The organism is Advenella mandrilli (genome assembly GCF_016595155.1).
In the GTDB taxonomy this organism is placed as follows: Bacteria; Pseudomonadota; Gammaproteobacteria; order Burkholderiales; family Burkholderiaceae_B; genus Advenella; species Advenella mandrilli.
This window is the reverse complement of sequence record NZ_JAENGP010000005.1, coordinates 50,463-71,065: the sequence shown is the minus strand read 5'-3', so window position 1 is coordinate 71,065 and position 20,603 is coordinate 50,463. Positions and strand designations below refer to the sequence as shown.

Genomic DNA, 20,603 nt, shown 5'->3' with positions numbered 1-20,603 from the left:
GAAACACTTCGTGGTTCTAGGCAACCACCCCGTCAGGCTTCGCCTGCCACCCCTCCACGGGAGGGGAATTCTCTAAACTTTTTTGACCGGGGTAAAGAGTTCAAACAATTCCCCTCCCGTGGAGGGGAATGCAAGACACACTTTCGGAAAGAAACGTTGAAAATTCCCCTCCCGTGGAGGGGTGGCGCGAAGCGACGGGGTGGTTACATAACCTGTTTAACCTCTCCAACAACAACAACAACAACAACAACAACAACAACAACAACAACAACAACAACAACAACAACAACAACAAACTTACATAACGCTTCGGCTCGCCTAAAACCGGCTCCGCCTTAATTGCACCTTACGCCAACAAATAATAATCATACGCCGCATCCAGCAGCATTTTTACCGTATATTCGGCAAAACTTCTGCGTACCAGCACATGCCAGCCATTTGGCACCGGCCTTACCACAATATCCGCCTTGAAAAAATGCGACTGGGCGCACTGCCCGCTCCCAAATACGCTGGTATCAAAATCCAGCGGGCAGCCTTTGTTAAGCACATCAGCGGCCTGGCTACCGCTTAAATGCAGCAGGGTATAACCACTGCTTACGTCCAGTAACCTGGCAAACGAACCGGCCAGCAACGCTTGTGTTTTATTCGCCGTGCTCTTACCTGGCAAAGCCGGTAAAACAACCGGTTCTACAGACTGCGCCAGCCATTCATCAGGGCCCAGCCACCAGATCACATGTTTATCACTTTCAACGACTGTATTGGCTTGCACAGGAAATTGAAGATTAAATGAATTACCCAAAACCCGGGCAACATTGGCATCTGCAAAATCGGCCCGGACATTCAGCAGCTCACGAAAAGGCAGTTCCCTTAAAAGAAATTTTTCCGCTGCCTTGCCGGCGGCTTCTTCCAGCAAACCCTGCACATTAACCAGCGGTGACTGCATATTCACATCAAGCTGCATGCTGACGGCTCCCTTCTTCATCAAAAAAGACCGGACTGCAAACCTGGGCCGTTATACAACCGGTTTGCGCCGACCACACCACAACGGTTGACCCCATCAGGCTGAAGCCATCTTTAACAACCCCCAGGGCGATTGAGCGATCCAGGACCGGACTGAAATAACTGGAGGTCACGTGCCCCTGCATGGGTGCCGGACGCTGCTCGGTTTCTTCCAGCAACACTTGCGCGCCTTCGGGTAAAACCTGCTGCGGATCTTCTGCCCGCAAACCTACAAACTGTTTGCGGCCGCTGCCGGCGGTATGACTGCGGCTTAATGATCGTTTGCCAATAAAATCCTTGGTTTTGGCCACCAGGCCATCCATGCCCAAATCGGTCGGCGTCATGGAGCCATCGGTATCCTGGCCCACAATAATGAAACCTTTTTCCGCCCGCAGCACATGCATTGCCTCGGTGCCATAGGGCGTAATATTAAATGCCTGCCCAGCCTGAATCAGGGCATCCCAAACCCCCCGGCCATAATTGGCAGGCACATTCACTTCATAACAAAGCTCACCCGAAAAACTAATCCGCATGATGCGTACCGGAACCTGCTGGATGCTGCCCTCACGAAAACTCATGAAAGGAAATTGTTCGGCGGAAAAATCAATATCGTGGCACACGGCTTGCAGCACCTGGCGGGCATTGGGCCCGGCCACGGCGAAGGTGGAATAATGGTCGGTCAGCGAAGCCAGATGCACCTTCAGCTCCGGCCATTCGGTTTGCAACCACTTTTCCATCCATTGCATCACCCTGGCCGCACCACCAGTCGTGGTACTTAGCAAATAATGGTTCTCACCCAGGCGGATATTCACCCCATCATCAAAAACCATACCATTTTCATCAAGCATCAGCCCATAACGGCATTTGCCAATACCCAGTTTATTCCAGGCATTGGTATACATACGGTTAAGAAATTCGGCGGCATCCGGGCCCTGGACATCAATCTTCCCCAGAGTAGAGGCATCCAGAATGCCAACCCCGTTACGGACCGCCAGGCACTCTCGCCTGACTGCGGCCTGCATGTCTTCATTGCCAAGTGCGTAGTACAGGGGCCGCTTCCAGTTACCCACGTCTTCGAATACCGCCCCATGTGCCTCATGCCAGGCATGAATGCAGGTGGTCCGGACCGGTTCAAAAAAATCACCCAGTTCACGTCCAGCCATGGCACCAAAGGTAATCGGCGTGTAGTTGGGCCGGAAGGTGGTGGTACCGGTTTGCGGTATGGTTTGCTTCAGGGCTTCGGCCAGAATAGCCATGCCATTGATATTGCCCAGCTTGCCCTGGTCGGTACCAAACCCCAGTGCCGTATAGCGTTTGACGTGTTCAACCGACTGATAGCCTTCCCGCGCCGCCAGATAGATATCAGCCGCGGACACATCATTCTGGTAATCAACAAACTGTTTTTCACCCTGGCCTATTTGCGCCCTGTCACCAATCAGCCATAAGGGCAAAATCGCCTTTTCTCGGTATTCATCCAGCGCCCAGGCCATGGGCGGCACCGCTGGCAAACCCAATTTGCCAAGCGCTGCACTGGCCGCCTGCTGGCCACCAGCCAATGCCTCGACCAGCAGGAAGTCGCCATTGGCGGCCCCCACACTGCTTTGCGCCTGCATCGGAACACCCGGCACGAAGCAGGCTTTTTCTTCTGACCAGGCGGCTTTCCCACCCGACTGGGCAAACAGATGCACCACCGGGCTCCAGCCCCCTGAAACCCCCAGCAGATCGCAGCACAAGGTGGCCACGACCTCACCCAGATGACCTTTACGGTAAGCAGCCACACTGACTTTTTCAATATGATGGTCAAACTGTTCGCTAAAGGCCTCTAGCACCACCGACTCAAAAAGAATGGAAATACCCATGGCATGGGCCCGTTGCGGCAAGGTGCCGCCCGAAACCGGCCGCGCATCTATCACCGTGACAGCTGCGCCATGCTGTTTTAAGGCAATGGCCGCCCGATATCCTTCGTCGTTGTTGGTGAAAATGATGGCCGACTTACCCGGCAAAATCGCATAACGATTAACATAGCTGGCAATCGCTCCCGACAGCATGATGCCCGGCAAGTCATTATTGGCAAAGACCAGTGGCCGCTCATGGGCTCCTGTGGCTAAAATGACCTGGCGGGCCCGTATTTTCAGGACCCGCTCACGGGTTCCCTTGCGTTCGGCCAAAGGCAAATGGTCAGTCAGCCGCTGGTTGGCAGTAAGCAGGTTATGATCCTGGTAGCCAAAAGCGGTGGTGCGCAAAAAAACCTTCACATTGGGCATTGCACCCAAATCCTGCATGATGCCATCCACCCATTGCACCGCCTTCATACCATCAATGGTTTCATCGCCAGCCAATAAAGAGCCGCCCGCCTGCGGCTGGTCATCCAGCAAGATGACCCGGGCACCGCCATTGCCGGCAGCCAGGGCAGCAGCCAACCCGGCCGGGCCAGCCCCCACCACCAGAACATCGGCATGCATGAACTGCTTGTCATAACGGTCGGCATCGCGCGCCTTGGGAGCCACTCCCAAGCCAGCTATATCACGGATTTTTTCTTCGAAGCGGGGCCAGTATTTTTGTGGCCACATAAACGTTTTATAGTAAAAACCGGCAGGCAGAAAACGTGACAGCTTCTGCACAAACGCCATTTTGTCATGGGCCAGATTTGGGTTGACATTCACGCTGTTGGCCACCAACCCGTCATACAGCGCAATCTCGGTGGCCTTGGCATTGGGTACGGTATAGGCACCGGTTTCAAGCTGGACAATCGCATTGGGTTCTTCTACCCCAGCCGTCATAATGCCGCGCGGACGATGGTATTTCCAGCTACGTGCCACAAAATGCACACCATTGGCCAGCAGGGCCGATGCCAGCGTGTCACCCTCGTAACCCTGATAGGTTTTTCCATTAAACTGAAAACGGATTTTGCGGTTCCGGTCTATCTGGCCGCCTTCCTTAAGTCTGAACGACTGGCTCATACGCTGCCTCCTTCCTGGACTGGGTCAGCCGTTTCCTGAAAGGCATAGGTTACGGTATCCCGATACACGGTAAACCAGCGCCGGCAGCCATGCACGTGCTGCCACTGCTCATGCTGCAGGCCACGTTTGTTTTGGCGCATGAAAAGATAATCGCCCCACGCTTCATCGCTTAACGATTCAGGGTTGGCCGGCCGGACAATTCCGGCCTCGCCACCGGCTGCAAATTCGGATTCGGCCCTTTCTCCACACCACGGACATTTTATCAACAGCATATTTTATTCCTTTATGCTTTAACTAATGGGCCACACCAGCAGCCCCATGCTCATCAATCAAGTGCCCCGTATAAAAACGGTCTATGGAAAAGGCCGCGCTCAAAGGATGGGGAGTGTCGTTGGCTACGGTATGGGCAAACACCCAACCCGAACCGGGGGTGGCCTTGAAACCGCCAGTTCCCCAGCCGCAATTAAAATACAGCCCCTTGACGGCGGTTTTTGAAATGATCGGGCAGGCGTCGGGCGTAACATCCACAATACCGCCCCACTGCCGGTTCATGCGCACGCGGCTAAGCACCGGAAACATTTCAACAATCGCCTGCAACGTGCCTTCAATAGTATGAAAACTGCCGCGTTGCCCATAACCAGTGTATTGGTCTATACCGGCACCAATCACCAGGTCGCCCTTATCAGACTGGCTGATATAGGCATGCACGGCATTGGACATAATAACGGTATTGATAATGGGTTTAATGGATTCAGACACCAGGGCCTGCAAGGGATGGCTTTCGATAGGCAGGCGAATGCCGGCCATCTCGGCCAGCACGCTGGAATTGCCCGCCACGACCACCGCCACTTTTTTGGCCTTGATAAAACCCTTGACCGTATCCACCCCGGTTACCGCGCCATTTTCACGGCGAATACCGGTTACCCCACAATTCTGGATGACATCCACCCCGCGATGGTCGGCCGCGCGAGCGAACCCCCAGGCTACGGCATCGTGCCGGGCCACCCCGCCACGTGGCTGAAAGGAAGCGCCCAGTACCGGATAACAGCTATTAAGATTGATAATGGGTACCCGCTCCTGTACCTGATGGGGGGTAAGGAATTGGGCATCGATATTGTTAAGCTGATTGGCATTGACACGACGCTGCGTATCACGTACTTCCTGCAAGGTATGAGCCAGATTAAGCACCCCGCGCTGACTGAACATGACGTTATAGTTCAGGTCCTGTGACAGGCCTTCCCACAGCGACATGGACTTTTCATACAGCAGCGCGGCTTCATCCCACAAATAATTGGAACGCACAATGGTGGTGTTGCGGGCCGTGTTGCCGCCGCCCAGCCAGCCCTTTTCAAGCACGGCCACATTGCGTATACCGTGTTCTTTAGCCAGATAGTATGCGGTTGCCAGGCCATGACCGCCCCCACCCACAATTACGACATCGTATTCTTTTTTAGGTTCGGGACTGCGCCAGGCGCGTTCCCAATTCCGGTGATAACTAAGCCCGTTGCGGACCAGACTGAAAATGGAATATTTCTGACTCATACTTCCTCTTGCAACTGGTAGGGTAATAAAGATTTCTGGGAAACAGCTCGTAGCTCTGGGCAACCACCCCGTCGCTTCGCGCCACCCCTCCACAGAGGGGAATTTTCTAAACTTTTTTGATCAGGGCAAAGAATTCAAACAATTTTCTAAACTTTTTTGATCAGGGCAAAGAATTCAAACAATTCCCCTCTGTGGAGGGGTGGCAGGCGAAGCCTGACGGGGTGGTTGCCTTGCACCATGAGGTGACTCCGCGAAGCAGCAAGGTGGTTGCCTTGCACAATGAAGTGGCTCCTCGAAGCAACAGGTTGGTTACACGCCATATTTTGTACGATACGCAGCCACCGCGTCTTTGTGTTCGGCAAACCCGGCGTCTTCATCAAGCAATTGCATGATATCGTTTAAAGAAGCAATGCTGACCACAGGAATGCCATAGGTTTGCGAAACATCCTGAACCGCCGAATGGGCAGACAGTGCCTCATCGGGGCCGGCCCGCTCCATCCGGTCAAGGGCAATCAGAACAGCAGCGGGGGTTGCACCGGCCTTGCGAATAATGTCCACCGATTCGCGCACAGACGTACCCGCCGTAATCACGTCATCAATAATAACCACTTTGCCCTGTAACGGCGCACCAACCAGCACTCCGCCCTCGCCATGATCTTTGGCTTCTTTGCGGTTGAAGGAAAAAGGCACATCACGCCCGTTTAAGCCAGGATGATTGGCCAGGGCAATGGATGTGGCCGTTGCCAGTGAAATGCCTTTGTAGGCAGGGCCAAACAACATATCAAACTCTACCCCGGAATCAACCAGTGCCTGGGCATAGAACTGGGCCAGTTCACCCACCGATTTCCCCGAGTCAAACAGGCCCGCATTGAAAAAATAAGGACTGACGCGACCAGACTTGACTGTAAACTGGCCAAATTTCAAAACACCCTGACCCAATGAAAAACGAACAAAATCAAGACGATTCCGAGATGACATAATTAACCTTGCACAAAAACAGATGAATAAAATAATGTTGTCATCTTAGCAATATTCATACCGGCCCTCCACTGTTATTTGGCCGGTTTCCCCGAAAAAACGCCTCTTTATCCCAAATCCCGCCCTAGGGCCAGCTGGAAACAGCCAGCAAGACGGCAACCGACATAGTGCCATTGGCCGGAAAACGTGCTTGTATGTTATGGTGCTCCGTGACTGTTCCAAAACTGGAACACCATATTCTTGTTTAACCGTTTATTTCTTGGGCAAATCTGATTAGGATAGGTTGAATGGATTTCATTTCCTCATCAGCCCTGCCTTTACCAAGTATTGATAAGGCGCGCTAAACAGCCTGACAAACCACTCATTGCCATAAGGAATTAACCATGAAAATGCCGACCTATTTTATTTCACACGGTGGTGGCCCCTGGCCTTACATCCAGGAGTGGGATGATCAATACAAGGCATTACGCGAGTCACTGGAGCATTTGCCCGCCGAATTACCCGAAAAGCCCAAAGCCATCCTGATGATCTCTGCCCACTGGATTGAACGTGAAATCCAACTCATGGCCAGTGAAAAACCTGGCATGCTGTACGATTATTACGGGTTTCCCGAACATACCTATCATGTTCACTATAACGCGCCAGGTGAACCGGCGCTGGCAACCCGGGTACAAACCATGCTGTCGCAAGCCGGTTTTGAAACCGCCATAGACCTGGACAGGGGCTTTGACCATGGTGCCTTCGTGCCGCTGGCGGTTTCTTTTCCTGAAGCCGATATTCCAGTGCTGCAGGTCTCCATCAACCGAAGCTTTGATCCCGACTATCATATTCGCATGGGTCAGGCATTGGCCCCGTTACGCGACGAAGGCATTTTGATTATTGGTTCGGGCCTAAGCTACCATAACCTGCGCATGCTTGATGCCCGGGGTACCGAACCATCCGCCCAGTTTGACCAATGGCTGCAAAGCAAGCTGCTGGATACCTCACAAGAAGAGCGCTTCCAGGCCCTCCGGAATTGGGAGCAGGCTCCTTCCGCCCGCATTGCCCATGCCCAGGAAGATCACCTGATCCCTCTGATGGTTGCCGTTGGCGCTGCCGGTGATGATGCCGCATCCTGTGTGTATCATGAAACCAATGCCTTCGGCACTATCACTGCCTCGAGCTTCAAATTTGGCTAAATGCCAATAGCCCTTGCCAAAACAAACCGTCATGCAGACAATGACGGTTTGTTTTTTAAATAAAGCGGGCATTTTTTCATGATTCCCCAACGACTTGGCTTTGTTTCAGCCCATATTGCCGCCTTCCTGTTCGGTCTGACCGGTGTTTTGGGCGCCCTGATTCACGGCACCCCTGTCATTATTACTTTCGGACGGGCATTTTTTGCCATTCTGGCCTTGGGAGCAGCCGCTTTTTTACTGCGTATTTCCCTTGCAAAAAACATTAATTTCAATACACTTAAAACAATATTCAGTGCCGGCCTGGCCCTGGCTATCCATTGGTTCACGTTTTTCATTGCCATTAAAACAGGAGGGGTAGCCGTTGCCACCCTGGGTTTTGCCAGTTTTCCCGCCTTTATTACCTTGCTTGAATATATTTTCCTGAAAGAGTCTATCGGCAAAAGAGAATGGTTCCTGCTTTTTCTGGTCCTGTTCGGGCTGGTTCTGGTTACTCCTTCAGCCGATCCGGCCAGCGCCTCGACAGCCGGTTTGATCTGGGGCGTCATATCGGGCTTTGCCTTTGCCGTACTGGCCGTCATGAACCGGAAAAACGCCGTTCATCTTGCGCCTGTGCAACTGGCTTTCTGGCAAAACCTGGTGGTTGCCGCACTTACCCTGCCCTTTATTTTTTCCGATATTGGCCACCTTGCCCCACGCGATTATTTCTGGATAGCTATCCTGGGCATCTTCTGTACGGCCCTGTCCCACTACCTGTTCGTCTTCAGCCTGCGTTCCCTGACCGCCCGCACCACGGGGTTAATTATTGCCCTTGAACCGGTTTATGCTATTGTTGTGGCCTGGATAATTTTTGCCGAAGAACCCACCCTTCGCATGATAATTGGCGGAATACTTATCATAACCGCTGCTGTTTTTCCCAAAAAAACATAGTTTACGTATAGGAATTTATTTTGTTACGCGTTACCTCTATCAATGTCAACGGCATTCGCGCTGCCGCCAAAAAAGGATTAATTCCCTGGCTGGAAAAGCATAATGCCGATATTGTCTGCCTGCAGGAAATCAAGGTTAGCGACCCGGACCTGGTTAACGAACTACGCAACCCGCTTGATTACCGCGGTTTTTTTTGCCATGCTGAAAAGAAAGGGTATAGCGGCGTGGGCATTTACACCCGCCAGGATGTACCGGTGGCCACCGGTATGGGCTGTAACGAATTTGACGCCGAAGGCCGCCTGATCCGTGCCCGCTGGAAAGACCTGACCGTTATCAGTGCCTATCTGCCTTCGGGTTCCAGCAGCGAAGAACGGCAAGCGGCCAAGTTCCGTTTCCTGGACAAATTCGGCCCCTGGATTGATGCCATGATGGAAGACCATGAAAAAACCGGTCATAACTACATTATTTGCGGTGACTGGAATATTGCCCACAAGGAAATTGACCTGAAAAACTGGAAAGGAAACCTGAAGAATTCCGGTTTCACGCCCGAAGAACGTGCCTGGATGTCTGATGTGTTTGACCGTCGGGGTTTTGTGGATGTGTTCAGGAAACTAAACCCCGAGCCAGACCAATACACCTGGTGGAGCAACCGTGGCCAGGCCTGGGCTAAAAACGTAGGGTGGCGAATTGATTACCAGATTGCAACCCCGGGCATTGCCGAAAAAGCCGTAGCCACTTCTATTTATAAAGACGAACGCTTCTCGGACCATGCACCGTTAACGATTGATTACGACGTGAAACTGCAAGCAAGCATTTAAGTTTTAAATTTGTAGCAACCCGTCAAGTGTCGCCCTGGCACCAGCATAAGTACCAGGCCGACCTTGATGATTGGCTAGCGGGATGCCGCCGGTAAGCCTGCTTCAGTTTTTGCACCGGTGTCCTGCTCTGTTTGCGGTTGGTCCAGCCGATTCAATTCCTTGCGCCGGTACCACAACAGCAATAAACCGGGCAAGGCAATAAACACCGTGAAAATAAAGAACCCGGGCCAGCCAAACTTTTCCACCAGCGGTGGAGTAAGAGGCCCGGCCAAAAACACCCGCCCCACCGAAGACAGGGCCGACAAAAGGGCAAACTGGGTGGCCGTAAACTGCTGGTGACACAAGGCCATGAGCAAGGCGACAAATGCTGCTGTTCCCAGACCACCACACAGGTTTTCAAGGCCAACCGCCAATGCCATCACCGGAATGCTTTGCGGTGTAATAGCCACCATCCAATACGCCAGATTGGATACCGCCTGCAACACCCCAAAAAACATCAGAGAGCGATACAGGCCCAGCTTGCTCATAATAGACCCCCCTACCAGGGCCCCTATAATGGTGGCAATGACGGCCAAAATCTTGTTAACCGACCCCACTACCTCGGGTGAGAAACCGGCCCCACGAATCAGGAAGGTGGTGGACAAGGCACCGGCAAAGGCATCGCCCAATTTATAAAACACAATTAAGGCCAGAATCGACCAGGCCTCGGGACGAGAAAAAAACTCCTGGAACGGGACCGTGAAGGCATCATAGAGATTGCGAGGGGGTTGTATTCTTGAAGCATCAGGCTCGGGCGCCAGCCAGGTTAGCACGGCGAACCCGAACATGAGCAGACCCATGAGCAGATACATATTGGCCCAACCCAGCCAAACCGAGGCAATCACCAGCGCCAGGCCACCCGAAACAATCATCCCGATGCGATACCCCAGGGTACGGATAGCCGCCCCCGCCGCCCGCTCTTCGGGCCGCAGTACTTCGGCACTGTAAGCATCAAAGGCAATATCCTGGGTAGCCGACAAAAATGCCACCGCCGTGGCCAGCAGGGCCAATATAAACAGGTTATCAGACGGGCTGAACAGGCTCATGCTGCCTATGGCCATACCCAGGGCTATTTGCGCAATCGCCATCCAGCCACGCCGTCGTCCCATAAAAGGAGGCACAAAGCGGTCTATGAACGGCGCCCACAGAAATTTAAAGGTATAAGCCGCCCCCACCAGCGTCAGGAAACCGATTTCTTTGAGCGACACATTTTCAACCGTTGCCCAGGCCTGCAGGGTTCCTCCGGTAAGCGCCAGCGGCAAACCACTGGCCACCCCCAACAACAGCAAAGGATAAACCCGGCGGCTCAGATAAGGTTTGATATAGTTGAAAATATGCGTGCTCCTTGATTGACCGGGTAATGTATTGGGCTACAGGAAAAGAGTTTATTCCCTGGATAAGGGCGCCGACTCGAAGTGATACACCGCCAGCGTACTGCGCCAGCTTGGCATGAAAGAAATCTCATCGTCTTCGTTAAAGGTGGCGCGATCCAGTATTTTAATGCCCAGCTGGGCGGCAAGCGCCTCAAAATCATGCAGTGTGCATAAATGAATATTGGGCGTGTTGTACCACTGATAAGGCATTTGCCCGGTAACCGGCATGCGGCCATTAAGAATAGACCAGCCATGAGTCCAGTGACCGAAGTTGGGAAACGACACAATGCCGTAACGCGCCACCCGTGACATTTCCCGCAGGATATCTTCAGTGTTTTTCATGGCCTGCAGCGTTTGTGATAGCACCACCGTATCAAACTGCCGGTCGTCGAACATAGCCAGGCCGTCTTCCAGGTTTTGCTGGATGACCTCTACCCCTTTTTCTACACAGGTAATCACGTGTTCATCTTCAATTTCAACACCAACACCGGTTACCCCCTTGTTATTCTGGACATGCGCCAGCAAGGCACCGTCGCCACAACCCAGGTCAAGCACGCGAGTATTTTCGCGGACCCAGCTGGCAATACGGATCAGGTCAGGGCGGATTTTCCCCTGATTGGGCCTTAACACCGATTTTTTATTCATGCCGTTACCTCCAGGTCAAGGGCTCGCACAATACGCTCGTAATAGGCCCTGACGACGCCGTGATATCTGGGGTCAGTCAGCAAAAAAGCATCGTGCCCATGGGGGGCATCAATTTCTGCATAAGTGACTTTGCTCTGATTTTTAAGAAGTGCCCGCACCAGTTCACGGGAACGCTCGGGCGGGAAACGCCAGTCGGTGGTGAAAGAAACCGTGAGAAAATCGGCCTGGACATTTTCCAGTGCCTTGCTCAAATCACCGCCATGGCGTCGGGCCGGATCAAAATAATCCAGTGCCCGGGTAATTAACAAATAAGTATTGGCATCAAAATAACCGGAAAACTTCTCACCCTGATAGCGAAGGTATGACTCAACCTCGAACTCGACATCATAACCATAGCGAAAACGCCCATCTTCAGCGGGATTACGCTGGGATCGACCAAATTTTTCGGCCATGTCGTCATCGGACAAATAGGTAATATGACCCAGCATACGGGCTACCGACAAACCCCGTTTGGGAACGGTGTTATGCGCATAATAGTCACCCCCGTGAAATTCAGGGTCGGTAATAATAGCGCGCCGGGCCACTTCATTAAAAGCGATATTTTGTGCCGACAGGTTGCAGGTACTGGCAATAACCACGCAATGAGCCACCCGCTCGGGGCACTGGATAGCCCAGCTTAAGGCCTGCATGCCACCCAGTGAACCACCCATGACAGCAGCAAAACGCTGGATGCCAAAATGATCTGCCACCCTGGCCTGCGCCATTACCCAGTCTTCGACGGTTAGCACCGGAAACGCAGCCCCCCAGGGATGGCCGGTTTGCGGGTTGATGGAAGCAGGACCGGAAGACCCAAAGCAGGAACCCAGATTATTAATGCCAATCACAAAGAAAATATTGGTGTCTACCGGTTTGCCCGGCCCCACCATATTGTCCCACCAGCCAATATCATTGGGATCACTGGCCGAAATGCCGGCAACATGGTGGGACGCATTCAGGGCGTGACACACCAGCACGGCATTGGAAGCATTTTCATTGAGGGTGCCATAGGTTTCTATGGCAAGGGTATAATTTTCAAGGATTTGCCCGCTTGCCAGAGGCAGGGGCTCTTGAAAATCCAGGTAAACCGGACTGACAACACCAACGGATTTAGACAATTTTTTTTCGGGAATAGATTCGGCCATAAGGACCTCTTTAGCTGGATTTTTGAAGCGCCCGCAAGCAGATCAAGCAAATCGGCGCAAAACTTTAAAACATAATTCTAACATCTTCAGCTGCACGCGACAGCCATTCAGTTAATTTGAACCCCATCCAGAAACCTGTTGACCTGTTCTGCCGGTGTCTGGCTGTCTGCCGCGACATAAGCCTGAACGATGATGCCATTGCCTGCCAGTATTTTGACATGCACATTAAAAACCTTGCCATTGACCCCTTTGGAAAAACTGAATATTTCTCCAAAAGCCGGGGCTGGTTCTGGCATGGGTTCACCCATGGTTTTGTAAACCGACGCCATGAGCGCCCTGCCTTTTTGCCTGATTATGGCCTGCTCAGCCACCATTTGCGCCGGAAAAACACGATAACCAATGGCGTACACTTCATCGCTAACCGTGGCAACCTGCATGGTAAACGGCATTTTATCACCATCAAGTTCCACCTGCCTGGTTTGTTCAACAGGTTTGGACGGAAACAGGACAGTCAGGTTTCCTTCGGCAGTATTCACGCTGCGCCAGTCATATTCGGGCGAACAGCCCCCCAGAAAAACAAGGGACACTAGCAATAACAAACGGGCAATTACATTCATTTTGATGATAAAAATATTCTAAACAATCGTTTTTAGACCAATTGGCTCACTTCTAACTTAAAATCGTACTTTCGTCAGACGATTCAGGATTTTTTGTGCAGCGAATCACTCAATTACAACAACATCGTGACATATTAACCCGAACCATGCGTGGCATTGAGCGGGAAGGTTTACGTATAGACCGGGATGGCCATCTGTCCAACCTGCCCCATCCGCTTGCCTTGGGCTCGGCACTTACGCACCCTCATATTACAACCGATTACTCCGAGGCTTTACTGGAACTGATCACGGGCACACATACAACGGTCGAATCCCTGTTACAGGAACTCACCGAAATTCACCAGTTTGTCATGCAGCAAAACCGCAATGAAAGCCTCTGGATGCAATCCATGCCTGCCATTTTGCCACCCGAAAAAGATATCCCGATTGCAACGTATGGCACCTCCAATACCGGCATGCTCAAGCACGTATACCGCAGGGGGCTGGCCGAACGCTACGGCAAGAAAATGCAATGTATTGCCGGCCTGCATTACAACTTTTCAATGCCTTCCGAATTGTGGTCTTTACTGGACTTCAAGGGTGACACCCGCCAGGAACAGCAATCCGATGGCTATCTTGCCTTAATCCGCAATTTTACCCGTTATTCCTGGATTCTGATGTATCTGTTTGGCGCTTCGCCAGCCGTTTCAAAGTCGTTCCTGGCAGACATGCCACACGAATTGCAAACCTTTGATCATGATACTTTCTATTTGCCCTACGCCACCAGCCTGCGCATGAGCGACCTGGGTTATCAGAACGACGCACAATCCGCATTGACACTATGTTATAACGATCTGGACTCCTTTATACGCAAAATGTATAACGCGGTTACCCAGCCTTGGCCAGAATATGAGGCCATTGGCACTCACCGTGATGGAGAGTGGATCCAGCTGAACACCAATGTGCTGCAAATAGAAAATGAGTTCTACTCCAGTATCCGCCCCAAACGCACGACCTCCCGCACAGAGCGTCCGGTTACCGCCTTAATGAATCGCGGCGTACAGTATGTTGAAATCCGCTGTCTTGATATCGACCCTTTCGAACCGATCGGCATTTCGGCATCCACCAGCCATTTCATGGATGCTTTCCTGCTTTTCTGCGCTGTCAGTGATAGCCCTTTATTCCCTAACGACGGCCACTGTGCACGAAGCCAGAAAAATTTTGCCCAGGTCGTCAAGCAGGGTCGCGATCCTGGTTTAACACTCAATAAAGAAGGCATCAGTATTTCAGTGCCAGACTGGGGACATGAAATTCTGGATCAGGTTCACGCTTATGCCAAAGAACTGGATATTGCTTACGGCACAACGCAATACAGTGCCGCTGTTGAACTGCAACAGCAGAAGCTGGACAATCCGGACTTGACTCCCTCGGCCCGCCTGCTTCAGGAACTCAGGAACAGTGGCTTAAGCCTGCAAGACTATACTCTGCAAAAGAGCCAGGAATACGCGGATACGCTGCGCTTTGGTGAGTTATCGGTGGAAGCCGATCAAAAGCTGAAGAGCATGGTCCAGGAGTCCATCCTTGAACAGAAAGAAATTGAAGCCTCCGATACTGAGTCATTTGAGGAATATGTAGCGCATTACAATGATTCCCTGAGACGGCCAGACTGAACGGGTTTGCCCGGCGGCACGCAAACGGTTGCCGGGTTTATTCAATATCGGAATTTTTCCGGTAAACTGGCATCATAAATAATGAAAGCCAACAGGAGACAGATATGGACGAATTCATGCAGGCAGCCATTGAAGAAGCCCGTCTTGGATTGCAGGAAGGCGGCATTCCCATCGGTTCGGTACTGGTGCACCAGGGGCGTATTATTGGTCGCGGACACAATCGGCGCGTCCAGCAAGGCAGTGCCATTCTTCATGGCGAAATGGATGCCCTGGAAAATGCAGGCAGGCAACCCGCCCGCATCTACCGGGAATCGGTAATTTACACAACGCTGTCACCCTGCTCCATGTGTACCGGCGCCATTCTGCTTTATGGCATTCCCAAGGTCATCATTGGTGAGAACCAGACCTTTATGGGGGGTGAGGCACTGTTACGCAGCCAGGGTGTGGAGTTGCAGGTTTTGCAAGATGAAACCTGCATTGAACTGATGCGCCATTTCATTGCCAGCAAGCCGGAGCTCTGGAACGAGGATATTGGCGAGTAGTTTCAATTCAGGAGCTGTCACTATTTCTTAACATAAACAATGGATAATACCCACATAACATTTTGATTTATATGGGTGTCCCATGGAAACTGCCTATTTGTACAGAAACTTTGATGACCGCGTTCATAAAGACAATCCTTTCTATATAAACCTGGCGCTACCTTGTCAGAAAGAAGAAAACCCCGAGTTTTATTCCCGTTCTGGCTGGCTTAGTGATAAAGGCCTGAAAAAAGGTTTACCCCAAATCTTCAAGCATTACAATCCCAATAGCGCCCTGCAATATGACTTGCTGATTCTGCGACATTGCACCAAAGGCGGCTACATCATCAGCCAGATCAAAGACGGGCGCAGCAATAAAAAAATTGCCCGTTTCAATGATGATTATTTAATCAAGGCCAGGACTGCTTTCAAGGAACAACTCACGCAATCTGCCCAGGAAACCCTGATTCACCTTTAAACTTAAACCAAAAATTGCTTTTCTATCGCTAGCAAATAAGGCGGGCTGCTACCCTGGTTAGTGAGCTGGTAACGCAATACCCGGAAATATTGCTGATCCAGCCCGCTTAGCAGCGCTTCAATAGCCTCCTGCTCTATTCGGCCCGCTTCGTGGCCCGGATAAATAACCAGCAATAACAAACCATGCGGTTTTAGTAAGCCCAAGCCCTGGGTAATGGCGGCCAGCGTGGTATCCCGTTGGGTGGTAAGCGCCTTATTGCCGCCCGGTAAATAACCCAGATTAAAAATAACCGCCGACAAGGCCTGTCGCACGTGTTCGTTCATATACTGATGGCCTTGACAAATTAATTCAACCTGATCGTCAAGACCGGCTGCCTGCAGGCGACGCCGTGTTTTTTGCAAGGCCTGTTCCTGCACATCAAACGCATAAACCTTGCCATTTTCCCCCACACATTGCGCCAGTACCAGCGTATCATGCCCGTTGCCCATGGTGGCATCAACCGCTACATCACCAGGCTGGACTGCCTGTCTTAACAATTGATGGGCAAAGGAAAGGACGGGCACTAACTGAGTCATAGCAAAAGGAAGAATAATAATGATTGAAAAACGGTTACTTTAGCACGCGCTGAAAATTTTTCACCTGAATCTTGTTTTCCAAAGAAGCATCAACGGCAATATCAAACACCACTTTATCTTCCCGGTGCCAGGCTGTAAACCATTCCATGGGCAAGCCATGCTGATCGTAGTAACTGGCCTGCAATTGCAATAAGGGATTACTGTTTTTAACCTGCAGATAAGCGGCCAGTGTTTTGTCTGCCGCAACAATCTGAATCTGGTTTCTACCCTGCTCAGGTTTACGGTTAAACTGTTTTTTCAGCTGTTGGTGCAAAGAGTCATTGGTAAGGTCTGCCGCTGTCAAGGCACTGAATTCAATGGGCAACCAGGTTTGCACATAGGAAATGGGCTCTTCATTAATATAACGAAGCCGCTCAAGCAGCACCCCTTCAGGCGCATTATAAAAGCTGGCTACCTCATCAGGAAACTGGCCTTTTTCCAAACGCAACACTTCGGTTCTGAGCGTCACTCCCTTGTCTTCAAGCTGAGAATGAAGACTGAGGGAGTTTTGCAAATTACGTCGGTGCTTGACGCGGGGCGCAACCACCGACGTACGGCCCGCCTGTTTAAGGATAAAACCGTCTTCAACCAGAATTGCCAATGCCTGGCGCACAACACTGCGAGCAACATTAAAATGCGCGCTTAAGGCATTCTCGCTGGGAATCGCGCTGCCCGGTGGCAAGCGGTTATTGGCAATGGCCTGTTTCAGGCTTTGCGCCACCTGCTTGTACAATGCATTTTTGCCTTTTTTCTCTTCTGAAATTTTTTCCAGATAAAGCACGATTCCTCCGGTAATTAATTTAAGCCTCGGTGCGGGAGGCGGCTTCCCAAACGGTTGACCAGCCCAGGGAAAGGCTGGCAGCACGTTCTGCGGCCAGTATCAGACTTTCTTCGCGGGCAATATTTTTACCGGCAATATCAAATGCCGTACCGTGATCAACCGATACACGAACCACCGGCAGGCCCACCGTAATATTCACGCCGTCATCACCATAAACCGCCTTGAAGGGAGCATGACCCTGGTCATGATAACAGGCCACCAGGAATTTCCACTTGCCACGTACGGCCTGGGGCCAAAGTGCATCGGCAGGAATCGGCCCCACCGCGTTAATGCCTGCCGCCCGTGCCTTTTCAATGGCTGGCGTCAGGATGGCGCTATCCTCGGTACCGAAAATATTGTTTTCTCCGGCATGTGGATTCAAGCCGGCCACGGCAATAGGTTCATCCTGGCGGCCCAGTGCCTTGGAAAAAGCATGAACCAGCTCAAGGATGTCATCCATGCGCTTGGGATTGGTGTCTTCAATGGCCTGACGCAGGGATACGTGAGTGGTTGCATGGAACACATACAAATCGCCGGCAGACAACACCAGTGAATAATTTTTCACCCCAAACTCATGAGCCAACAATTCGGTATGGCCTGGCCATTTATATCCCCCCAAATGCATGGCAGCCTTATTCAGGGGCGCGGTCACAATACCATCAACCTCTCCATTACGGGCCAACTCGCAAGCCTTCATCACAAACAGGGCCGAACCGGCACCGGCGCGGGCATCCAGCTTGCCCAGCTCTACATCTTCCAGTGACGGGCCTACCTGAATCACATCAATGGTACCGACCTCATTGCTGGCCTGGGCAGGAGACTGTATTTCACGCACCTTGCCGGCATCCTGATTCAGCCCCGCCACGGCTTTACGCAAAGCGGCCACATCACCAATCACGACAAACTTTGCTTTCTGTCTAAGCTCGGGATGATTAAGTAACATCTTTGCCGTAATTTCAGGACCAATCCCGGCAACATCACCAACGGTTACGGCCAATACGGGCAATCTTTTTTCACTCATTTAAATTTCCTCTCCATCAGGTTTTCTGCTGCCTGAATCAATATATCTTCCGACCCAAAGCCACCAGCTTTAGTCACAATAGGCATACCGGCATAATCGCCACCAATCAGGGTACCCAACGGCACACCGCCAGAGACTTCATCAATCAGACGAATACCGGTTGCCTGCAATGATTTCATCACTTGCTCTGCCCCGTCACCACCGGTACCAATAATGCCCCTGACATTCATAGTCTTGACAATATCAAGGGCAAACTGCGCCAGTTGCCATGCCACCACTTCCGGCGATAAACCAGGCTGCTGACCTTCAGGGGCGAGAAGCGCCACCACATGTTGACCGGCCAGCAACGCTTGCCGGCAACTTTCCAGCGCCTGGTTTTTCCATTCGTTAAAAACAGCCTGATTACTTAAAGCCTGAAGTGAAGGCGACATAACCAGGGCCCCGCTTTCCTGCAATACCCGCACTTGCCTGCGGGTTGCGCTATGCTGCGAGGTCACCACGGCCAGCACTATCCCTTCATTATCCATACGTTGGGCCCAGGCGGCCGCCATTGCCATGGCCAGCCCACCAGCCCCCACGGGTAAGGCCTGCTCACCCAAAATCACAATAGCCCTGGCCAAGCGTTTCAGATCCTGATTGGTAGAAGCATCTACCACAACCGTATGACCAGCCTGCCGGATTTTTTCAGCCAGTGTTTCTGCAGACTCGTTTTCCTGCGGGCTGAGCAAGGCACAATTAAGCAAGCTGGGAATATGACTTTGCGTGACGGGCGTAACCGGGTCGCTACCCGCCGACGTTTCTGTCACAGGAACCCCGTTTACCAGCAACACACCCGCTTCAACCGTTCGGCCCGTTGCCGGGAAAGCAGGACAAACCACCGCTACCGCATTCTTATGCCAGTATTGTCTTGCGGCATCGATTTCTGCCGCAAATGGGCCACGCAAGGTGGAATCCACTTTTTTGAATAAATGGCGGACACCATGTTCCTTGAGCGTCCTGATTTCGCTGGCAACCGCATTGGCAGCTGCCTTCGCCGACAATGCCCGACTATTACTGTTAATGGACACGACGTCGGCCTGAATGCCAGTCTGGGAAAATGCCTCTTTGGATCCTCCCACATACAACTGGGTTTCCCAACCGCAACGCACAAACTGTACGGCGGAGTCACCCGCCCCGGTCAGATCGTCGGCAATAATCGCTATTTCCGGTTTCATAATTTAACCGCACCTTCTGCTGCCAGGTGCTCATCAGCAATAAGGGAAGCATCCTCTACCGGCTTCAATTCACCAGACCTTTTCAGGAACCAGGAAGCCAGCACAGGCGCCATAACTGAACTGATCAACACACAGGCGGCAACCTGGGCGGTGGCTGTTTCCACATAGACCAGAAAACGTGGATCAACCGCAGCCACAATGGCCGGCGTTGCAATGGCATTTCCTGCCGTAGTACCCGCCGCAAAACCAATACCGCTTTTGCCGCCTCTTTTTAGAATATATTTATAGCCCAAATAAACCAGGAATCCGGTAATGGGACTAATCAGGAAACCCAGGACAATACCAGTCATGCCACCACTGATAATCGCACTCAGGTTAATGCCGGTTCCCAAAGAAAAGGCAAAAAACGGGATCACGATATTAGGTACGGGTTCCAACGTTTTACGCCATTGCACATCAAGGTTACCCACGATCACACCCAGAATGAAAGGCACCAGTGCGGCAACCAGCGCCATCACGGGAATATCAGCCAGACCGGATGCCCCCAGGAACAACAGGCTGAAGAACGGGCCATCATTGACAGCACTGGCCACATAAGCGCCGCGATCACGATTATCGCCATACTGCCCGGTATAAGCCAGCCACAGGCCACCATTGCTGTTGTCAAAGGCGGCCAGCATGGCCAGGATGGAAACACCCCAAAGACCATCAAGACCGACAAAAGAACCCAGCAATACAATCAGGCTGGCCGGAATAATGGTTTTACAAAAAAGAATCGTGCCTGCGGTTGCCAGTATAGGGCCACCGGTGCGCATATTGACCTGTGTGCCCGTGGCAAAAATCAGCAAGGCAATAAATGGCATTGCACTGTTTTTAAACAAGGCGGTTGTAAAACTGCCAATACCCAACGCCTCGGGTGCAAAGGTGCCAATAATGGAACCCAGAATCAATGGGACAAGCATCAATCCCCCAGGGATTTTAAGCATTGTCTTGAACATAGGAAATATGGAACGCTCTTGTGTCATTTTC

The 20,603-nt window shown here is 51.8% G+C and carries 21 protein-coding genes and 1 riboswitch; of the genes, 7 read left to right on the top strand and 14 right to left on the bottom strand.

Features of this window, described 5'->3' with window-relative positions; all coding sequences use genetic code 11:
- The first annotated feature begins 128 nt into the window (after window positions 1-128).
- The gene (locus tag JHL22_RS06035; RefSeq protein ID WP_200235002.1) at window positions 129-305 is read left to right on the top strand and encodes a hypothetical protein; all 177 of its coding nucleotides are present in this window, start codon (window positions 129-131) and stop codon (window positions 303-305) included.
- Window positions 306-346: 41 nt separating this feature from the next.
- Here the strand turns inward: JHL22_RS06035 and JHL22_RS06030 are convergent, their stop codons facing one another.
- The 5 genes from JHL22_RS06030 to pyrE all read right to left on the bottom strand — a co-directional run bounded on the left by JHL22_RS06030 (window position 347) and on the right by pyrE (window position 6,479).
- Window positions 347-982, bottom strand: a complete 636-nt coding sequence (locus JHL22_RS06030; RefSeq protein ID WP_200235000.1) for a sarcosine oxidase subunit gamma — start codon at window positions 980-982, stop codon at window positions 347-349.
- Window positions 951-3,959 carry a sarcosine oxidase subunit alpha family protein gene (locus JHL22_RS06025; RefSeq protein ID WP_200234998.1) on the bottom strand — a complete coding sequence of 1,003 codons (3,009 nt, stop codon included), beginning with the start codon at window positions 3,957-3,959 and terminating at the stop codon, window positions 951-953. Before JHL22_RS06025 ends, JHL22_RS06030 begins: the two co-directional genes overlap by 32 nt.
- Window positions 3,956-4,231: a sarcosine oxidase subunit delta gene (locus JHL22_RS06020; RefSeq protein ID WP_200234996.1), complete on the bottom strand. Its 276-nt coding sequence runs from the start codon at window positions 4,229-4,231 to the stop codon at window positions 3,956-3,958. Before JHL22_RS06020 ends, JHL22_RS06025 begins: the two co-directional genes overlap by 4 nt.
- A gap of 22 nt (window positions 4,232-4,253) precedes the next feature.
- A complete protein-coding gene (locus tag JHL22_RS06015) occupies window positions 4,254-5,501 on the bottom strand; it encodes a sarcosine oxidase subunit beta family protein (RefSeq protein ID WP_200234994.1) in 1,248 nt (415 codons plus the stop codon).
- Between the two features lie 309 nt (window positions 5,502-5,810).
- Window positions 5,811-6,479, bottom strand: coding sequence for an orotate phosphoribosyltransferase (pyrE, locus tag JHL22_RS06010; protein WP_200234992.1), 669 nt, complete (start codon window positions 6,477-6,479; stop codon window positions 5,811-5,813).
- Between the two features lie 383 nt (window positions 6,480-6,862).
- Here pyrE and JHL22_RS06005 point away from each other — a divergent pair, with 383 nt between their 5' ends.
- The 3 genes from JHL22_RS06005 (at window position 6,863) to JHL22_RS05995 (ending at window position 9,402) form a co-directional block, all read left to right on the top strand.
- A complete protein-coding gene (locus JHL22_RS06005; RefSeq protein ID WP_200234990.1) occupies window positions 6,863-7,657 on the top strand; it encodes a DODA-type extradiol aromatic ring-opening family dioxygenase in 795 nt (264 codons plus the stop codon).
- A gap of 81 nt (window positions 7,658-7,738) precedes the next feature.
- A complete protein-coding gene (locus JHL22_RS06000; RefSeq protein WP_407926761.1) occupies window positions 7,739-8,584 on the top strand; it encodes a DMT family transporter in 846 nt (281 codons plus the stop codon).
- A 20-nt stretch (window positions 8,585-8,604) separates the two neighbouring features.
- The gene (locus JHL22_RS05995; protein ID WP_200234986.1) at window positions 8,605-9,402 is read left to right on the top strand and encodes an exodeoxyribonuclease III; all 798 of its coding nucleotides are present in this window, start codon (window positions 8,605-8,607) and stop codon (window positions 9,400-9,402) included.
- A gap of 74 nt (window positions 9,403-9,476) precedes the next feature.
- On the opposite strand, the gene JHL22_RS05990 is transcribed toward JHL22_RS05995, so the two are convergent.
- From JHL22_RS05990 to JHL22_RS05975, 4 genes are all read right to left on the bottom strand, one after another.
- Window positions 9,477-10,775: an AmpG family muropeptide MFS transporter gene (locus JHL22_RS05990; RefSeq protein ID WP_200235242.1), complete on the bottom strand. Its 1,299-nt coding sequence runs from the start codon at window positions 10,773-10,775 to the stop codon at window positions 9,477-9,479.
- Window positions 10,776-10,826: 51 nt separating this feature from the next.
- On the bottom strand, window positions 10,827-11,459 hold the full coding sequence (metW, locus tag JHL22_RS05985) for a methionine biosynthesis protein MetW (protein WP_200234984.1): 633 nt from the start codon (window positions 11,457-11,459) through the stop codon (window positions 10,827-10,829).
- Entirely contained in the window at window positions 11,456-12,640 is a 1,185-nt protein-coding gene (gene metX / locus JHL22_RS05980; protein ID WP_200234982.1) for a homoserine O-succinyltransferase MetX, read from the bottom strand. The genes metW and metX overlap by 4 nt, the downstream gene beginning before the upstream one ends.
- Window positions 12,630-12,708: riboswitch (SAM riboswitch) on the bottom strand. It overlaps the preceding gene by 11 nt.
- A gap of 39 nt (window positions 12,709-12,747) precedes the next feature.
- Window positions 12,748-13,257, bottom strand: coding sequence for a hypothetical protein (locus JHL22_RS05975; RefSeq protein WP_200234980.1), 510 nt, complete (start codon window positions 13,255-13,257; stop codon window positions 12,748-12,750).
- A 95-nt stretch (window positions 13,258-13,352) separates the two neighbouring features.
- Between JHL22_RS05975 and gshA the strand changes: the two genes are divergently transcribed.
- From gshA to JHL22_RS05960, 3 genes are all read left to right on the top strand, one after another.
- Window positions 13,353-14,906 carry a glutamate--cysteine ligase gene (gene gshA, locus JHL22_RS05970; protein WP_200234978.1) on the top strand — a complete coding sequence of 518 codons (1,554 nt, stop codon included), beginning with the start codon at window positions 13,353-13,355 and terminating at the stop codon, window positions 14,904-14,906.
- 104 nt (window positions 14,907-15,010) lie between these two features.
- On the top strand, window positions 15,011-15,448 hold the full coding sequence (locus tag JHL22_RS05965; RefSeq protein WP_200234976.1) for a nucleoside deaminase: 438 nt from the start codon (window positions 15,011-15,013) through the stop codon (window positions 15,446-15,448).
- Window positions 15,449-15,530: 82 nt separating this feature from the next.
- The gene (locus tag JHL22_RS05960; protein WP_200234974.1) at window positions 15,531-15,905 is read left to right on the top strand and encodes a hypothetical protein; all 375 of its coding nucleotides are present in this window, start codon (window positions 15,531-15,533) and stop codon (window positions 15,903-15,905) included.
- 2 nt (window positions 15,906-15,907) lie between these two features.
- On the opposite strand, the gene mnmM is transcribed toward JHL22_RS05960, so the two are convergent.
- Genes mnmM through JHL22_RS05935 form a run of 5 tightly spaced genes read right to left on the bottom strand, consistent with a single transcriptional unit; the run spans window position 15,908 to window position 20,599 of the window.
- Window positions 15,908-16,480 carry a tRNA 5-(aminomethyl)-2-thiouridylate-methyltransferase MnmM gene (gene mnmM / locus JHL22_RS05955; RefSeq protein ID WP_200234972.1) on the bottom strand — a complete coding sequence of 191 codons (573 nt, stop codon included), beginning with the start codon at window positions 16,478-16,480 and terminating at the stop codon, window positions 15,908-15,910.
- 34 nt (window positions 16,481-16,514) lie between these two features.
- Window positions 16,515-17,300 (bottom strand): GntR family transcriptional regulator, encoded by a 786-nt coding sequence (locus JHL22_RS05950; protein ID WP_200234970.1) that lies wholly within the window; start codon window positions 17,298-17,300, stop codon window positions 16,515-16,517.
- A 19-nt stretch (window positions 17,301-17,319) separates the two neighbouring features.
- On the bottom strand, window positions 17,320-18,360 hold the full coding sequence (pdxA, locus tag JHL22_RS05945; protein WP_200234968.1) for a 4-hydroxythreonine-4-phosphate dehydrogenase PdxA: 1,041 nt from the start codon (window positions 18,358-18,360) through the stop codon (window positions 17,320-17,322).
- Window positions 18,357-19,574, bottom strand: a complete 1,218-nt coding sequence (locus JHL22_RS05940; RefSeq protein WP_200234966.1) for a four-carbon acid sugar kinase family protein — start codon at window positions 19,572-19,574, stop codon at window positions 18,357-18,359. The genes pdxA and JHL22_RS05940 overlap by 4 nt, the downstream gene beginning before the upstream one ends.
- Window positions 19,571-20,599 (bottom strand): 2-keto-3-deoxygluconate permease, encoded by a 1,029-nt coding sequence (locus JHL22_RS05935; protein WP_200234964.1) that lies wholly within the window; start codon window positions 20,597-20,599, stop codon window positions 19,571-19,573. The genes JHL22_RS05940 and JHL22_RS05935 overlap by 4 nt, the downstream gene beginning before the upstream one ends.
- Between the last annotated feature and the right edge of the window lie 4 nt (window positions 20,600-20,603).

Excerpts from the sequence above, each read along its gene's own strand:
- JHL22_RS06035 (WP_200235002.1), top strand. The coding sequence starts at position 129 with ATGCAAGACACACTTTCGGAAAGAAACGTTGAAAATTCCCCTCCCGTG.
- JHL22_RS06030 (WP_200235000.1), bottom strand. The coding sequence starts at position 982 with ATGAAGAAGGGAGCCGTCAGCATGCAGCTTGATGTGAATATGCAGTCA.
- JHL22_RS06025 (WP_200234998.1), bottom strand. The coding sequence starts at position 3,959 with ATGAGCCAGTCGTTCAGACTTAAGGAAGGCGGCCAGATAGACCGGAAC.
- JHL22_RS06020 (WP_200234996.1), bottom strand. The coding sequence starts at position 4,231 with ATGCTGTTGATAAAATGTCCGTGGTGTGGAGAAAGGGCCGAATCCGAA.
- JHL22_RS06015 (WP_200234994.1), bottom strand. The coding sequence starts at position 5,501 with ATGAGTCAGAAATATTCCATTTTCAGTCTGGTCCGCAACGGGCTTAGT.
- pyrE (WP_200234992.1), bottom strand. The coding sequence starts at position 6,479 with ATGTCATCTCGGAATCGTCTTGATTTTGTTCGTTTTTCATTGGGTCAG.
- JHL22_RS06005 (WP_200234990.1), top strand. The coding sequence starts at position 6,863 with ATGAAAATGCCGACCTATTTTATTTCACACGGTGGTGGCCCCTGGCCT.
- metW (WP_200234984.1), bottom strand. The coding sequence starts at position 11,459 with ATGAATAAAAAATCGGTGTTAAGGCCCAATCAGGGGAAAATCCGCCCT.
- metX (WP_200234982.1), bottom strand. The coding sequence starts at position 12,640 with ATGGCCGAATCTATTCCCGAAAAAAAATTGTCTAAATCCGTTGGTGTT.
- JHL22_RS05975 (WP_200234980.1), bottom strand. The coding sequence starts at position 13,257 with ATGAATGTAATTGCCCGTTTGTTATTGCTAGTGTCCCTTGTTTTTCTG.
- JHL22_RS05965 (WP_200234976.1), top strand. The coding sequence starts at position 15,011 with ATGGACGAATTCATGCAGGCAGCCATTGAAGAAGCCCGTCTTGGATTG.
- JHL22_RS05960 (WP_200234974.1), top strand. The coding sequence starts at position 15,531 with ATGGAAACTGCCTATTTGTACAGAAACTTTGATGACCGCGTTCATAAA.
- mnmM (WP_200234972.1), bottom strand. The coding sequence starts at position 16,480 with ATGACTCAGTTAGTGCCCGTCCTTTCCTTTGCCCATCAATTGTTAAGA.
- pdxA (WP_200234968.1), bottom strand. The coding sequence starts at position 18,360 with ATGAGTGAAAAAAGATTGCCCGTATTGGCCGTAACCGTTGGTGATGTT.
- JHL22_RS05940 (WP_200234966.1), bottom strand. The coding sequence starts at position 19,574 with ATGAAACCGGAAATAGCGATTATTGCCGACGATCTGACCGGGGCGGGT.
- JHL22_RS05935 (WP_200234964.1), bottom strand. The coding sequence starts at position 20,599 with ATGACACAAGAGCGTTCCATATTTCCTATGTTCAAGACAATGCTTAAA.